Source organism: Curtobacterium luteum (assembly GCF_014646995.1).
Taxonomy (GTDB): Bacteria; Actinomycetota; Actinomycetes; order Actinomycetales; family Microbacteriaceae; genus Curtobacterium; species Curtobacterium luteum.
Window position 1 is genome coordinate 285069 of record NZ_BMOI01000001.1, and the last position, 14242, is coordinate 299310.

Genomic DNA, 14242 nt, shown 5'->3' on the forward strand with positions numbered 1-14242 from the left:
CTGGGTCCACGCCGCCGGTCCCGGACCGACGCGCCAGCGGTCGGTCGGCCGTGCCGATGGGGGGAGGCGCGGCCTCCTTCGGCGTCCGGCTCGCGTCCGCCATGGCGTCGCGTTCGGCGCTGTGCGTCGGCATCGACCCCCACGCCGCCACCCTGGCGGCGTGGGGGCTCGGCCGCGACGAGGAGGGCCTCACCGCGTTCGGCGCGACCCTGGTCGACGCGGCCGCCGGCCGCGCCGCCGTGGTCAAGCCGCAGATCGCGTTCTTCGAGGCCGCCGGGGTGGCGGGCTTCCGCGCGCTCGACGCGACGCTCCGTCGGGCGCGCGATGCGGGCCTCCTGGTCGTCGCCGACGTGAAGCGGGGCGACATCGGCAGCACCGGTGACGACTACGCGGAAGCCTGGATCGACCGCGATGGTCCGTTCCGGGCGGACGCCATGACGGTGTCGCCGTACCTCGGCTACGGCTCGCTGCGCGGCACGATCGACACGGCGCGGGCGAACGGCGCGGGTGTCTTCGTGCTCGCTGCGACGAGCAACCCCGAGGCGCGCGTGCTGCAGACGGCCGTGCTCGCCGAGGGGCCGCGTGCGGGCCGGACCGTGGCTGCCGGTATCGTCGAGGACGTGGCAGACGACAACCGGAACGCGGGCGATGCGCCCCTCGGCGACGTCGGGCTCGTGCTCGGCGCGACCCTCGACCTCGGCGACTTCGGCATCTCCGGCGACGACATCGGCATCGCGCCGGTGCTCGCGCCGGGCTTCGGCGCGCAGGGTGCCCGCATCGAGGACCTCCGCTCGCTCTACGGCTCCCGGGCCGAGCAGGTGCTCGTGAACGAGTCGCGCGGCCTGCTCGTCGACGGGCCGGACGGGGTCGCCGCGCTCGTCGCGGACCGCGCGGACCGCATCGCCGCCGCACTCGGGGCCGCCGCGTGACGGACGGGAACGACCGCGAGGCGCTCCCGGCGCACCGGAACCCGCCGGAGGTCGACCGTGTCGCCGCCGCGCAGGCAGCGGTCGCGGCCCGGCGCGCCCGGGCAGCGGTCAAGGCGGCCGTCGTCGCGGGGGAGCGGACACCGCTCGAGGTCTGCCGTGCCGCCTGGTCCGACGAGGGCGCCCCGGCAGAGAAGTCCCTCCGGGTCCGCGATCTGCTGACCTCCCTGCAGAACATCGGTCCGGCGCGCGCCGACGCCGTCATGCGGACGCTGCGCATCGCCTCGTCCAAGCGCCTCGGCGGACTCGGGGTCCGGCAGCGGGACGCCCTGGCCGAGTGGCTCGCCGCCCGCGGCGGGAAGCGCACCGCGTCGAAGCTCGTCGTGCTCGCAGGCCCGACCGCGGTCGGCAAGGGCACGGTCAGCGCGTACATCCGCGAGCACTTCCCGGACGTGAACCTCAGCGTCTCCGCCACCACACGGAAGCCCCGCCCGGGCGAGGTCGACGGGGTGCACTACTACTTCGTCGACGACGCCGAGTTCGACCGGATGATCCGCGACCGCGAACTGCTCGAGTGGGCGACCGTGCACAACTCCTACCGCTACGGCACCCCTCGGCCGCCGATCGACCGCGCGCTCGACGCCGGCGACCGGGTGATGCTCGAGATCGACCTGCAGGGTGCCCGCCAGGTGAAGGACGCCATGCCGGAGGCCGTGCTCGTCTTCCTGCTGCCGCCGACCTGGGAGGAACTGGTCCGGCGGCTCATCGGTCGCGGCACCGAGTCGCCCGAGGAGCAGGCGCGTCGACTCGAGACGGCGAAGGTGGAGCTCGCCGCGCAGGACGAGTTCGACGTGAAGATCGTGAACTCCGATGTCAGCACCGCGGCACACGAAGTCGTAGACTTGTTCACTGCGCCCTAGCCGGGGCTGCGCTGTGCCCACCGGGCGCGACACGAACGTTGACAGGAGACACCATGGCCAACCCCCAGGGCATCATCGACCCGCCCATCGACGACCTGCTCGCCAAGGTCGAGTCGAAGTACGCGCTCGTGATCTTCGCGTCCAAGCGTGCCCGCCAGATCAACGACTACTACGCCGACCTGCACGAGGGCTCGCTCTTCGACAACGTCGGTCCGCTCGTCGACTCCACGATCGACGACAAGCCGCTCTCCGTCGCGCTCCACGAGATCAACGAGGACAAGCTGACGGTCACCAAGCAGCAGCAGCCCACCGACTGACCGCGGTGACGACGAGCAACCTGCGCCTCTTCACGTCCGAGTCGGTGACCGAGGGGCACCCCGACAAGATCTGCGACCAGATCTCGGACACCATCCTCGACGCACTGCTCGAGGTCGACCCGCACGCGCGCGTCGCCGTCGAGACCATGGTCACCACCGGTCTCGTGCACGTCGCCGGCGAGGTGACGACCTCCGGCTACGTGGAGATCCCGAAGCTGGTCCGTGACGTGATCACGGGCATCGGGTACAACTCGTCGGAGGTCTCCTTCGACGGCCACACATGCGGCGTCGAGGTGTCGATCGGCGCGCAGTCGCCCGACATCGCCCAGGGCGTCGACGAGTCGCTCGACAGCCGGTCCGGCGCGGGCGTCGACCCGCTCGACCGTCAGGGTGCCGGCGACCAGGGCATCATGTTCGGCTTCGCGACGAACGAGACGCCCGAGTACATGCCGGTCGCCATCTGGCTGGCCCACCGTCTGGCCGAGCGCCTCGCCGCGGTCCGGAAGTCCGGCGAGCTGCCCTACCTCCGTCCGGACGGCAAGACCCAGGTCACGGTCGGCTACGACGGCGTCGTCCCGAAGACCGTCGAGACCGTCGTGCTCTCGACCCAGCACGCTCCGAGCGTCACGCTCGAGCAGCTCACGGCCGACGTCACCGAGCACGTGATCCGCCCGGTGCTCGACCTGGTCGACCTCGACTCGACCCACGTCGACGTCATCGTGAACCCGACCGGTCGCTTCGAGATCGGCGGCCCGCAGGGCGACGCCGGCCTCACCGGTCGCAAGGTCATCGTGGACACCTACGGCGGTGCCTCCCGGCACGGCGGTGGTGCGTTCTCGGGCAAGGACCCGTCCAAGGTCGACCGCTCAGCCGCCTACGCGCTCCGCTGGGTCGCGAAGAACGCCGTCGCCGCCGGACTCGCCGACCGCCTGGAGGTCCAGGTCGCGTACGCGATCGGCCGCGCGAAGCCGGTCGGCCTGTACGTCGAGTCGTTCGGCACCGGCCACGTCGACGACGCCACCATCGAGGCCGCGATCCTGCAAGTGTTCGACCTGCGCCCGGCCGCGATCATCCGCGACCTCGACCTGCTCAAGCCGCGCTACGCCACCACGGCGACGTACGGCCACTTCGGTCGTGAACTCCCGGGCTTCACCTGGGAGCACCTCGACCGCGTCGAGGAGCTCCGCGCCGCAGCAGGACTCGTCACCGCCGCCGTCTAGGCCCGGGTGTGACCACCGTCGCGCGCGTCGTCCTCGACTCGCCGCTCCCGCAGCTGGACCGTCTGTTCGACTACCGGGTGCCGAGCGAGCTCGAGGACGACTGCGTGCCCGGGGTGCGCGTGAAGGTGCCGCTCCGCACCGGGGCGCGGATGTCCGACGCGTACGTCGTCGAGGTCGTGTCGGAGGGGGACTGGCCAGGCGAGCTCAGCCAGGTCGAGGAGGTCCTCTCGCCCGCGCCCGTCCTGGCGCCCGAGATCTGGACCCTCGCGCGCGCCGTCGCCGACCGTGCTGCGGGTGTCGCCTCGGACGTGCTCCGGCTCGCCGTGCCGACGCGGCAGGTCCGGGCCGAGAAGGCCTGGCTGGCGCGCGACACCGCGTGGTCGCCGCCGTCGGTCGAGCCCGTCCCCGTCACCGGCTACGCCGACGGCGTCCTGGAGGCACTCCTCGCCGCCCACGGTCGCGCTGCGGTCGACGCCGTCCCACACCCCGTCGACCTCGGCTCCGCCGAGGAGCCCGTCTGGGTGCCGGGGTGGGCCGCGACCCTCGCCCAGGCCGCGTCCCACGTCGTGGCGCGGGAGCAGTCCGCGGTGCTCGCCGTCCCGGACTTCCGCGACGTCGCCGACCTCGAACGGGCCCTGCTCGCCGTGCTGCCGACGGAGCGGGTCGTCCGGTTCGACGCGAAGCAGACGAACGGGCAGCGGGCGAAGGCGCTGCTGCAGGCCCGGACGCACGCCGTGGTCGCGATCGGCAACCGGACCGCCGTCTTCGCACCGGCGACCGAGCTCGGACTCATCGCGATGTGGGACGACGGGGACGCCTCGTTCGTCGAGCCCCGGGCGCCGTACGTGCACACCCGCGACGTCGCCCTGGTCCGGACGGCGCAGTCGGCGGCCGCGCTGCTCTTCCTCGCTCACGCCCGCTCCACCGACGTGCAGCGGCTCGTCGAGCTGCACTGGCTGCAGGAGGTCGCGCCGTACCGGGTGCCCACTCCGAAGGTGATCCCGACGGCGCAGCAGGCGAGCGCCGAGGGGTTCGCCGCGCAGGCCCGCATCCCGAGCACCGCGTGGCGCGCGGCCCGCGAGGCGAGCCAGCACGGTCCCGTGCTCGTCCAGGTCGCGAACCCGGGTTTCGGCACGGGGCTGGTGTGCGCGGACTGCGGCGAGCGGGCCCACTGCCGGGTGTGCGGTGGTCCGCTCGGCACGCCGCACCGGAACGCGACGCCGCAGTGCCGGTTCTGCGGGGCCCTCGCGGTCGGGTTCCGCTGCCCGACGTGCGGCGGCGGCAAGCTCAAGCCCGTCGGCCAGGGCGCACAACGCACCGCCGACGAACTCGGTCGGGCGTTCCCGGGGACGCGCATCGTCGTCGCGGACGGCTCCCGACCGCTCGACGAGGTCCCGGCGCGTCCTGCCGTCGTCGTCGCCACCCGGGGCGCCGAGCCGAGCGTGCCCGGCGGGTACGCGTGCGTGCTCCTCCTCGACGGGGAGCGCCTCCTCGCCCGAGAGGGGCTCCGCGTGCAGGAGGACGTCCTGCGCTTCTGGACGAACGCCGCCGCGAAGGGTGCGCCCGGCGCCGAGGTCTACCTCGTCGGCATCGGCGGTCGGCTGGCCACCGCGATGGCCACCTGGCGCCTCGACGTCCCCGCGCACGACGAGCTCGCCGACCGGCGCGAGCTGCACTTCCCGCCCGCGGTCCGCGTCGCGACGCTCACCGGGACGGACGAGGCGGTGACGGCGGCGGTCGAGGCGCTCGGGGACGCGACCGCCGGACCCGTGCTCGGTCCGGTGCCGGTCGAGGGCGATGCGGTCCCGGGGACGGTGCGGGCGATCGTGCGGTTCCCGTACGCGCACGGGGCCGAGGTCGCCGCGACGCTCAAGGCCGAGGTGATCCGGCGCTCGTCGGCCCGGCGGGTGCTCCCCGGCGGCAACCGTCGCCGTGCGGCGCCGAGCCTGCGCGTGCGACTCGACGACGCGGAGCCCTTCACCGAGGTCTGACCCGGGCGGCCAGGGTTCCGAGGCGACCGCGCCGCCGCTGCCGAACGGCCGCGCCGCCGCTGCCGAACGACCGCGCCGTCGTCGTGGGACAGCGGCGTCGTCGCTCCTTGCACGCGCAACGACCGGCGCCGGCGTCCGTCGCTGCCGAACGACGCCGTCGTCGTCGTGCGACAGCCGCGCCGTCGTCGTTTGCACGCGCCACGACCGTCGTCGTTTGCACGCGCCACGACCGGCGCCCGGCCGATCACCCCGCCCCGCCCGACTCCACCCCGGCCGACCACTCACCCACGCGACCGGCGGGGCGGGGATGAGCCGCGCCTCCAGGCCGACACCGGACCGGAGCCGCGACGCACGCGGGCCGACCTGTGGGAGGCTGGTCGACGGTGGCCACGAACCACCGATGGACACATCACACGCACGACGAAGTGACGAGGTGACGCCGATGCGGGCGCTCTACAAGCCGGACGCCGGTCCGGGACTGACCATGACCGACCGGCCCGTGCCGGAACCCGCGGAGGACGAGGTCCTCATCCGCGTCCTCCGGACCGGGATCTGCGGGACCGACCTGCACATCCAGCGGTGGGACGACTGGGCGGCGTCGGCGGTGACGACGCCGCTCGTCCCCGGCCACGAGTTCTTCGGCGAGGTGGTCGAGGTGGGCGCCGCCGTCCGCGACGTCGCCGTCCGCGACGTCGCCGTGGGCGACCGGGTCTCGGGCGAGGGTCACATCGTGTGCGGGACCTGCCGGAACTGCCGCGCGGGTCGGCGGCAGATGTGCATCCGGACGAAGGGCCTCGGCGTCCAGCGCGACGGCGCGTTGGCGGAGTACCTGACCCTGCCGGGCACGAACGTGTGGGTGCACCACGGCCCGGTGGAACCCGAGGTCGGCGCCCTGTTCGACCCGCTCGGCAACGCGGTCCACACGGCGCTCGCGTTCCCGCTCGTCGGCGAGGACGTCGTGGTCGCCGGGTGCGGGCCCATCGGGCTCATGGCGATCGCGGTCGCACGCCACGCGGGCGCCCGGTTCGTGGTCGGCACCGACGTGAGCCCGAACCGGCTCCGGATGGCCGAGGCGATGGGTGCGGACCTCGGTGTGGACGTGCGCGGTGACGGTGGTGGCGCCGCGGCGATCCGCGCGGCACAGGAGCGGCTCGGCATGCGCGAGGGGTTCGACGTCGGGTTCGAGATGTCCGGCGCGCCGACCGCGCTGCCGGCGGTGGTCGAGAACATGAACCACGGCGGCCGGATCGCGATGCTCGGACTGCCGAGCGGCCCGATCGCCGTCGACTGGGGCAAGGTCGTCACGCACATGCTCACGGTGAAGGGCATCTACGGCCGCGAGATGTTCGAGACGTGGCAGGCGATGAGCTCGATGTTGCAGACGAGTGCGGTGCTGCGGGACCGCATCGGCTCGATCGTGTCGGCGCGGTACGCCGCGCGTGACTGGGAGGAGGCGTTCGCCGCGGCGGCGAGCGCGGACGGCGGCAAGGTCGTCATCGACTGGACGGAGCACTGATGTACGGCGCGATCAAGGACCACCTGGCGGGGGAGCTCGCGGGCATCGAGGCGGCGGGGCTGACGAAGCGGGAACGGGGGATCGCCGGACCCCAGCGGGCGGCGATCGAGGCGGACGGCGCCGACCTGCTCAACTTCTGCGCGAACAACTACCTCGGGCTCGCGGACTCGCCGGACCTCGTCGACGCAGCGAAGGACGCCCTCGACCGCTGGGGCTACGGGGTGGCGAGCGTGCGGTTCATCTGCGGGACGCAGGACCTGCACCTCGACCTCGAGCGTCGGGTGTCGGCGTTCCTCGGCACCGAGGCGACGATCCTGTACTCGTCGTGCTTCGACGCGAACGGTGGGCTGTTCGAGGTGCTGCTCGGCCCGGAGGACGCGATCATCTCGGACGAGCTGAACCACGCCTCGATCATCGACGGGATCCGGCTGTCCAAGGCGCAGCGGTTCCGGTACCGGAACCGCGACACCGCCGACCTGGAGGCGCAGCTCGCGGCCGCCTCGTCGGCCCGCTTCCGCGCCGTGGTCACCGACGGCGTGTTCTCGATGGACGGGTCGATCGCGCCGCTCGCCGAGATCTGCGACCTCGCCGAGCGGTACGACGCGCTCGTCATCGTCGACGACTCGCACGCGGTCGGCTTCGTCGGGGAGTACGGGCGCGGGACCCCGGAGCTCTGCGGCGTCGCCGACCGGGTGGACGTGTACACGGGCACGTTCGGCAAGGCGCTCGGCGGTGCGTCCGGGGGCTACGTGTCGTCCCGCCGTGAGGTCGTCGACCTGCTCCGGCAGCGGTCGCGGCCGTACCTGTTCTCGAACTCCCTCGCGCCGGTCATCGCCGCGGGCACGGTCGCGGCGCTCGACCTCATCGAACGCTCCGACGATGCGCGGGCGCGGCTGGCCTCGAACGCGCGGGAGTTCCGGACCCTGATGGAGGACGCCGGCTTCGAGCTGCTGCCGGGGGAGCACCCGATCGTGCCCGTGATGTTCCACGACGCGGTGCGGACGGCGCGGATCGCCGACGAGATGCAGGCGCGCGGGGTGTACGTGACGGCGTTCAGCTACCCGGTGGTGCCGAAGGGGAAGGCGCGGATCCGGGTGCAGCTGTCGGCGGCGCACACCGAGGAGCAGGTGCGGCGGTGCGTCGATGCCTTCGTGGAAGCGCGCGCGTCGGTCGGGGACGACTGACGCCGGTCGTGTGACGGCCCCGGGAGCGCTGCGCTCCCGGGGCCGTCGTGCGTGGTGCTCGGTGCGCTCGGCGCCCGTCAGGGGCTGACCGGACGCCGGCGCTCCCGCGGGAAGACGACGCCGAGCAGGACCATGCCGACCGCGAGCACGAGGTGCAGCCAGTTGTCCGCCCAGTTCAGCGGCACGAAGTTCGCGCCCGACATCGTGCCGGCGGTGAACAGCCCGTAGACCCACAGGACGAAGTAGACGACCCCGCCGATGACGAGGTACATGCGGGAGCCGGTCGGGTAGCGCGCCGCGAGCAGCCCGACGACACCGAACAGCAGGTGCACGATGTTGTGCAGGACGGACACCTGGAAGATCCCGAGCAACATCGCCATCGAACCGTGTCCTGCCCCGGCGAGGTCGCCCGTCGTGAGCCCCGGGACGAACCCGGCGATCCCGACGAGCAGGAACACGATCCCGACGACGAGGGCGATCTTCTGGATGCTGGACCCGGCGTAGCGGTCGGTGGACGTGGTGACGTCGGACATGGTGCCTCCCTGGTGCGGCGAACGGTGCCGTGCTGCCGACCGTACGCACCCGGGGCCCGCCGTGCCGCCCAGTGCCGCGCACATGGGACGATGGACCCCATGCGTCTCGTCGTCGCCGGCAGCCCCGCTGCGGCCGTCCCCACCCTCCGCCGACTCGCGGCGTCCGACCACGAGATCGTCGCGGTCCTCACCCGTCCCGCCACGCCACAGGGTCGCAAGCGGGTCCTGACGCCGACCCCGGTGGCGCAGGTCGCCGCCGAGCTCGGAGTGCCGGTCTTCGAGGCCTCCCGGGTCGACGAGACCGTGACCGCGCAGATCGCCGCGCTCGAGCCGGACCTCGGCGTGATCGTCGCCTACGGCGCACTGCTCCGCCGTCCCGCCCTCGACACCCCGAGGCTCGGCTGGGTGAACCTGCACTTCTCCGCCCTGCCGGCGTACCGCGGCGCCGCACCCGTCCAGCGTGCGGTGATGGCGGGCGACACCGAGACCGCCGCGACGGTGTTCCAGCTGGTCGAGGCCCTCGACGCCGGCCCCGTGTACGCGTCCGAGCCGTTCACGATCGACCCGGACGCGACGAGCGGCGACGTCCTCGCCGCGATGGCCGAGACCGGCGCCGAGGTCGTCGCCCGGGTGGTCGACGACCTCGCCGCCGGCACCGCAGTCGCCACCGAGCAGACCGGCGACGTCACCCTCGCCCCGAAGCCGACCATCGACGACGCGCACGTCCGCTTCGACGAGCCCGCCCTCAGCGTCCACGCCCGCATCCGCGGCGTCACGCCCGAGCCCGGCGCGTTCGCCCACCTCGGCGAGACCCGCGTGAAGCTGCTCCGCAGCGCCGTCCGGCCGGGAGGCACGGCCTCCTCCGCCCCGCACCTCGCGCCCGGCGCGCTCGGCCTGGTCGACGGTCAGCTGCTGGTCGGGACGGCGGACGTCCCGCTCGTGCTCACCGAGGTGCAGCCGGCGGGCAAGAAGGCGATGGACGCCGCTGCGTGGGCCCGTGGGCTCGGCCCGCTGGACGGGAAGGTCCTCGCGTGAGCGCCCCGGTGAACGGGCAGCGGGCCCGTGGAGCCCGGCCGACGTCGGCCCGGCGCGTCGCGTTCGACGTGCTCCGCGCCGTGCAGGTCGACGACGCGTACGCCAACCTCCTGCTCCCGTCACGCATCCGTCGCGCGGGGCTCTCCGCACGCGACGCGGCGTTCGCGACCGAGCTGACCTACGGGTCGATCCGGATGCTCGGTCGGTACGACGTGATCGTGGGCATCGCGTCCGGTCGCCGGGTCGAGAACATCGAGGCGGACGTCCTCGACGTCATGCGTCTCGGTACGCACCAGCTGCTCGGCATGCGCACCCCGACACACGCCGCCGTGTCCGCCACCGTCGAGCTCGCTCGTGAGGTCGGCGCCCGCCGGGCCACGGGCTTCGTCAACGCCGTGCTGCGCAAGGTCGCCGCGCGGACCGACGCCGAGTGGGACGCCGCGATCACCGAGGGCCGCGGCGGCGACGCGCTCCTGGCGACGCGGTGGTCGCACCCGACGTGGGTCGTGTCGGCGCTGCGGGACGCCCTCGCCGCCGAGCGGTCCCGCGACGAGCTCGCAGCGCTGCTCGCGGCCGACAACGTCGCACCGCGCGTGCAGCTCGCGGCGCTCCCCGGACTCGCGACGGACGACGACATCGCCACCGTCACCGCGGCGGCCGACGACCCGGCTGACCCGGCAGACGCCGACGCCGCGCCCGTGCACAGGGCGGACGCCGACACCGACGGGCAGGACGTCAGCGACGCGGTGGACCGGACCGACGACCCGTCGGAGGCCGACCGGGCGACCGGCGCCGTGCCTCCCGTCCGGTCCGAGGCGGACCTCTCACCGGTCTCGCCCACCGGCATCCGCGGGGTGTCCGGCGACCCCGCCCGCGTGCCGGGTGTCGCCGCCGGGCGGCTCCGCGTGCAGGACGAGGGCTCGCAGCTCGCCGCCCTCGCGCTCAGCAGGTCGTCCGACGTCCGACCGGGCGAGCGGTGGCTGGACATGTGCGCCGGCCCCGGGGGCAAGGCAGCGCTGCTCGCGGCGGAGGCTGCCGTCGGCGGTGCGCACCTCGTCGCGAACGAACTCGTCCCCGCGCGGGTCGGTCTCGTGCGGAAGGCCCTCGCGGGCTTCGGCGACGTGGTGACCGTCGTCGAGGGTGACGGGCGACGTTTCGGTCGGGACGGTGCAGGCGTGCAGTACGACCGCGTCCTGCTCGACGCACCCTGCACCGGGCTCGGGGCGCTCCGGCGTCGACCGGAGGCGCGGTGGCGCAAGCAGCCCGAGGACGTGCCGGAGCTCGCCGAGCTGCAGTCGGAGCTGCTCGACGCGGCCGTCCGCGTCCTCGCGCCCGGCGGGACCCTGGCGTACGTCACGTGCTCACCGCACCTCGCGGAGACGCGCGGGCAGGTCGACGCCGTGCTCGAACGCCACCCCGGTGTGCTCGAGCAGCTCGACACCGCCGGGGTCGTCCGGTCGGTGGCCGTGCGGGACCCGCAGGTTGCGGACGGACCGGTCGCCCAGCTGTGGCCGCACCGCATCGGCACCGACGCCATGTTCGTCGCACTGTTCCGCCGCGTGGGTTGAGCGGGCGGCGCGGCTGCGATGCTGAGTCTCGGGCTGAGCGGGCGGCGCGGCTGCGATGCTGAGTCTCGGGCTGAGCGACGGCTCTCGTGCCGCGGCGCCCGAGAACCGTCGCTGAGACCGAGTCTCGCGGAACGCGAACCGAGTCTCGGGGCACCACTGGCACCGCCGGTAGGCTTGCCGGGTGACGATCCGCATCTCGCCGAGCATCCTGTCCGCCGACTTCGCGAACCTCGAGCGTGAGCTCCACCGCATCGAGACCGCCGACCTGGTGCACGTCGACGTGATGGACAACCACTTCGTGCCGAACCTCACGCTCGGGCTCCCGATCGTGCAGCGCCTGCAGGAGGTCTCCCCGGTGCCCCTCGACGTGCACCTGATGATCACCGACGCCGACACGCAGGCACCGAAGTACGCCGAGACGGGTGCGTCGAGCGTGACGTTCCACTTCGAGGCCGCGACCGACCCGGTGGCCACCGCCGCCGCGATCCGGTCGAACGGGGCCCGTGCCGCCGTCGCCGTGAAGCCGGGGACGCCGGTCACGCAGGTGCTGCACCACCTCGACGCCTACGACATGATCCTGTTCATGACCGTCGAGCCGGGGTTCGGCGGGCAGTCCTTCATGCCCGAGGTGATGCCCAAGCTGGCCGACGCCCGCGCGGCGGTCGACGCGTCCGGCCTCGACGTCTGGCTCGAGGTCGACGGTGGCATCGCGGTGGACACCGTGCCCGAGGCCGTGCGGAGCGGCGCCGACACCCTCGTCGCGGGCTCGGCGGTGTACGGCGGCGAGCCGGCCCAGCGCATCGCGGACCTGCGCGCGGCAGCCACGGCGGCGCGAGCATGACGGGAGCCGTGACGGACGTGGCGGACCCGAGCCGCGCCTCCCGTCCGGACGGTGTGGCCTCTGCACCCGCTCGGGACGGTAGCCTGGACCGCGTGAAGACGTTCGACGACCTGTTCGCGGAGCTGACCGAGAAGGCGCGCACGCGCCCCGAGGGCTCCGGCACCGTCGCCGAACTGGACGCCGGCGTGCACCAGATCGGCAAGAAGATCGTGGAAGAGGCAGCCGAGGTCTGGATGGCGGCCGAGTACGAGGGCGACGAGCGCACCTCGGAGGAGATCTCGCAGCTGATCTACCACCTCCAGGTGCTCATGGTCGCGAAGGGGCTCACCCCGGCGGACGTCTGGCGACATTTGTAGGGAGCGCACCAGCGCCCAGCGGCGCACCAGCGCCCGGCGGCGCCCAGCGCCCACCAGCGCCCAGCGCACCCCGACGGACCGCCCGACACCTCCACCAGAAAGCAGACCCCTGATGCTCCGCATCGCCGTGCCCAACAAGGGCTCGCTGTCCGAGACCGCCTCCGAGATGCTCAAGGAGGCCGGGTACGCCGGTCGCCGTGACCCGAAGGCGCTGCACCTGATCGACGAGCGGAACGGGGTCGAGTTCTTCTTCCTCCGCCCGCGCGACATCGCGACCTACGTCGGCTCGGGTGCCCTCGACGTCGGCATCACCGGCCGTGACCTCCTGCTCGACTCCGGGTCCGAGGCGCACGAGGTCGACGCGCTCGACTTCGCGGGCTCGACCTTCCGGTTCGCGGGCACGCCGGGGCGGTTCTCCGCGCTGCAGGACCTCGAGGGCGTGCGCGTGGCGACGAGCTACCCCGGCCTCGTCGGCGACTTCCTCGCCGGCCACGGTGTCACCGCGACGCTCGTGAAGCTCGACGGCGCGGTCGAGAGCGCCGTCCGGGTCGGGGTCGCGGACGCGGTCGCCGACGTCGTCTCGACGGGCAGCACGCTCCGGCAGGCCGGGCTCGAGATCTTCGGCCCGGTGATCCTCGAGTCCACCGCCGTGCTCATCGCCACGGACGAGGACCGCGCGGGCATCGACGTCCTCCGTCGTCGGCTGCACGGCGTGCTCGTGGCGCGCGGCTACGTGATGCTCGACTACGACATCCCGACGGCGCTCGTGCCGGACGCCACCGCGATCGCCTCGGGCATGGAGTCGCCGACGGTCTCGCCGCTCCACGGCCGCGACTGGTCGGCGGTCCGCGTGATGATCCCGCGGTCGGACATGAACCAGATCATGGACTCGCTGTACGAGCTCGGCGCGCGGGCGATCCTGGTCAGCTCGATCCACGCGGCTCGACTGTGACCGCCCCGGTGCCCGAGGACGCGTCCGGCTCGCCCGCACGCGAGGGCCGCGTCGCGGTCCGGGTCGTCCCCTGCCTCGACGTGCAGGGCGGGCGCGTGGTCAAGGGCGTGAACTTCCTGGACCTCCAGGACGCCGGGGACCCGGTCGAGCTCGCGGCGCGCTACTACGAACAGGGCGCGGACGAACTCACCTTCCTCGACGTCGGTGCGACGGTCGAGAACCGCGCGACGATGTACGACACCGTGACCCGCACGGCCGAGCAGGTCTTCATCCCGCTCACGGTCGGCGGTGGCGTCCGCAGCGTCGACGACGTGGCCCGGCTGCAGCAGTGCGGCGCGGACAAGATCGGCGTGAACAGCGCCGCGATCGCACGGCCCGAGCTCGTCGGCGAGATCGCCGACCGGTTCGGCGCGCAGGCGGTCGTCCTCTCGCTCGACGTGAAGCGCTCCGACCGCATGCCGTCCGGGTTCGTCGTCACGACGCACGGCGGCCGCACCGAGTCCGACCTCGACGCGATCCGCTGGGCGCACGAGGCCGTCGAGCGCGGGGCCGGGGAACTCCTCGTCAACTCGATCGACGCCGACGGCACGAAGAACGGGTTCGACCTGGAACTGGTCGCCGCGGTCCGCGCGGTCGCGTCCGTCCCGGTCATCGCCTCGGGCGGTGCAGGGCTCCTCGACCACTTCGCACCGGCGGTCGACGCGGGTGCCGACGCGGTCCTCGCGGCGAGCGTCTTCCACCGCGGCGAGATGACGATCGGCGACGTGAAGTCGGCGCTCCGCGCCGCGGGCCACCTCGTCCGCTGACCCGGTCCGGCCGGCCGGCTGCGGCCCTCGACGTGCCCGACCACCGGCCTGGAGGCACGTGGCGGCGCCGCCCCGGG

Annotated in this window: 14 protein-coding genes; 13 read left to right on the forward strand and 1 reads right to left on the reverse strand. The window is 73.6% G+C overall.

What is annotated here, in order from left to right:
* Window positions 1-56 precede the first annotated feature (56 nt).
* The 7 genes from pyrF (at window position 57) to IEY20_RS01250 (ending at window position 8074) form a co-directional block, all read left to right on the forward strand.
* Window positions 57-929 carry an orotidine-5'-phosphate decarboxylase gene (gene pyrF / locus IEY20_RS01220; protein WP_175329361.1) on the forward strand — a complete coding sequence of 291 codons (873 nt, stop codon included), beginning with the start codon at window positions 57-59 and terminating at the stop codon, window positions 927-929.
* Window positions 926-1846: a guanylate kinase gene (gene gmk / locus IEY20_RS01225; protein ID WP_175329149.1), complete on the forward strand. Its 921-nt coding sequence runs from the start codon at window positions 926-928 to the stop codon at window positions 1844-1846. Before pyrF ends, gmk begins: the two co-directional genes overlap by 4 nt.
* A 53-nt stretch (window positions 1847-1899) precedes the next feature.
* Window positions 1900-2163 carry a DNA-directed RNA polymerase subunit omega gene (gene rpoZ, locus IEY20_RS01230; protein ID WP_022906709.1) on the forward strand — a complete coding sequence of 88 codons (264 nt, stop codon included), beginning with the start codon at window positions 1900-1902 and terminating at the stop codon, window positions 2161-2163.
* Window positions 2164-2168: 5 nt separating this feature from the next.
* Window positions 2169-3383 (forward strand): methionine adenosyltransferase, encoded by a 1215-nt coding sequence (metK, locus tag IEY20_RS01235; RefSeq protein ID WP_175329150.1) that lies wholly within the window; start codon window positions 2169-2171, stop codon window positions 3381-3383.
* 8 nt (window positions 3384-3391) lie between these two features.
* The gene (locus tag IEY20_RS01240) at window positions 3392-5374 is read left to right on the forward strand and encodes a primosomal protein N' family DNA-binding protein (protein ID WP_175329151.1); all 1983 of its coding nucleotides are present in this window, start codon (window positions 3392-3394) and stop codon (window positions 5372-5374) included.
* 442 nt (window positions 5375-5816) lie between these two features.
* On the forward strand, window positions 5817-6890 hold the full coding sequence (gene tdh / locus IEY20_RS01245) for an L-threonine 3-dehydrogenase (protein ID WP_175329362.1): 1074 nt from the start codon (window positions 5817-5819) through the stop codon (window positions 6888-6890).
* A complete protein-coding gene (locus IEY20_RS01250; protein WP_175329152.1) occupies window positions 6890-8074 on the forward strand; it encodes a glycine C-acetyltransferase in 1185 nt (394 codons plus the stop codon). The genes tdh and IEY20_RS01250 overlap by 1 nt, the downstream gene beginning before the upstream one ends.
* Before the next feature lie 77 nt (window positions 8075-8151).
* On the opposite strand, the gene IEY20_RS01255 is transcribed toward IEY20_RS01250, so the two are convergent.
* A complete protein-coding gene (locus IEY20_RS01255; RefSeq protein ID WP_022904568.1) occupies window positions 8152-8607 on the reverse strand; it encodes a DUF4383 domain-containing protein in 456 nt (151 codons plus the stop codon).
* 99 nt (window positions 8608-8706) lie between these two features.
* Between IEY20_RS01255 and fmt the strand changes: the two genes are divergently transcribed.
* From fmt to hisF, 6 genes are all read left to right on the forward strand, one after another.
* Window positions 8707-9642 carry a methionyl-tRNA formyltransferase gene (gene fmt, locus IEY20_RS01260; RefSeq protein WP_175329153.1) on the forward strand — a complete coding sequence of 312 codons (936 nt, stop codon included), beginning with the start codon at window positions 8707-8709 and terminating at the stop codon, window positions 9640-9642.
* Entirely contained in the window at window positions 9639-11210 is a 1572-nt protein-coding gene (locus IEY20_RS01265) for an RsmB/NOP family class I SAM-dependent RNA methyltransferase (protein ID WP_229727787.1), read from the forward strand. The genes fmt and IEY20_RS01265 overlap by 4 nt, the downstream gene beginning before the upstream one ends.
* A 181-nt stretch (window positions 11211-11391) precedes the next feature.
* Window positions 11392-12051 carry a ribulose-phosphate 3-epimerase gene (gene rpe, locus IEY20_RS01270; RefSeq protein ID WP_175329154.1) on the forward strand — a complete coding sequence of 220 codons (660 nt, stop codon included), beginning with the start codon at window positions 11392-11394 and terminating at the stop codon, window positions 12049-12051.
* Between the two features lie 92 nt (window positions 12052-12143).
* A complete protein-coding gene (locus IEY20_RS01275) occupies window positions 12144-12407 on the forward strand; it encodes a phosphoribosyl-ATP diphosphatase (RefSeq protein WP_058726551.1) in 264 nt (87 codons plus the stop codon).
* Between the two features lie 112 nt (window positions 12408-12519).
* Window positions 12520-13359: an ATP phosphoribosyltransferase gene (gene hisG / locus IEY20_RS01280; RefSeq protein ID WP_175329155.1), complete on the forward strand. Its 840-nt coding sequence runs from the start codon at window positions 12520-12522 to the stop codon at window positions 13357-13359.
* A complete protein-coding gene (gene hisF, locus IEY20_RS01285; protein ID WP_229727789.1) occupies window positions 13356-14165 on the forward strand; it encodes an imidazole glycerol phosphate synthase subunit HisF in 810 nt (269 codons plus the stop codon). The genes hisG and hisF overlap by 4 nt, the downstream gene beginning before the upstream one ends.
* Window positions 14166-14242 lie beyond the last annotated feature (77 nt).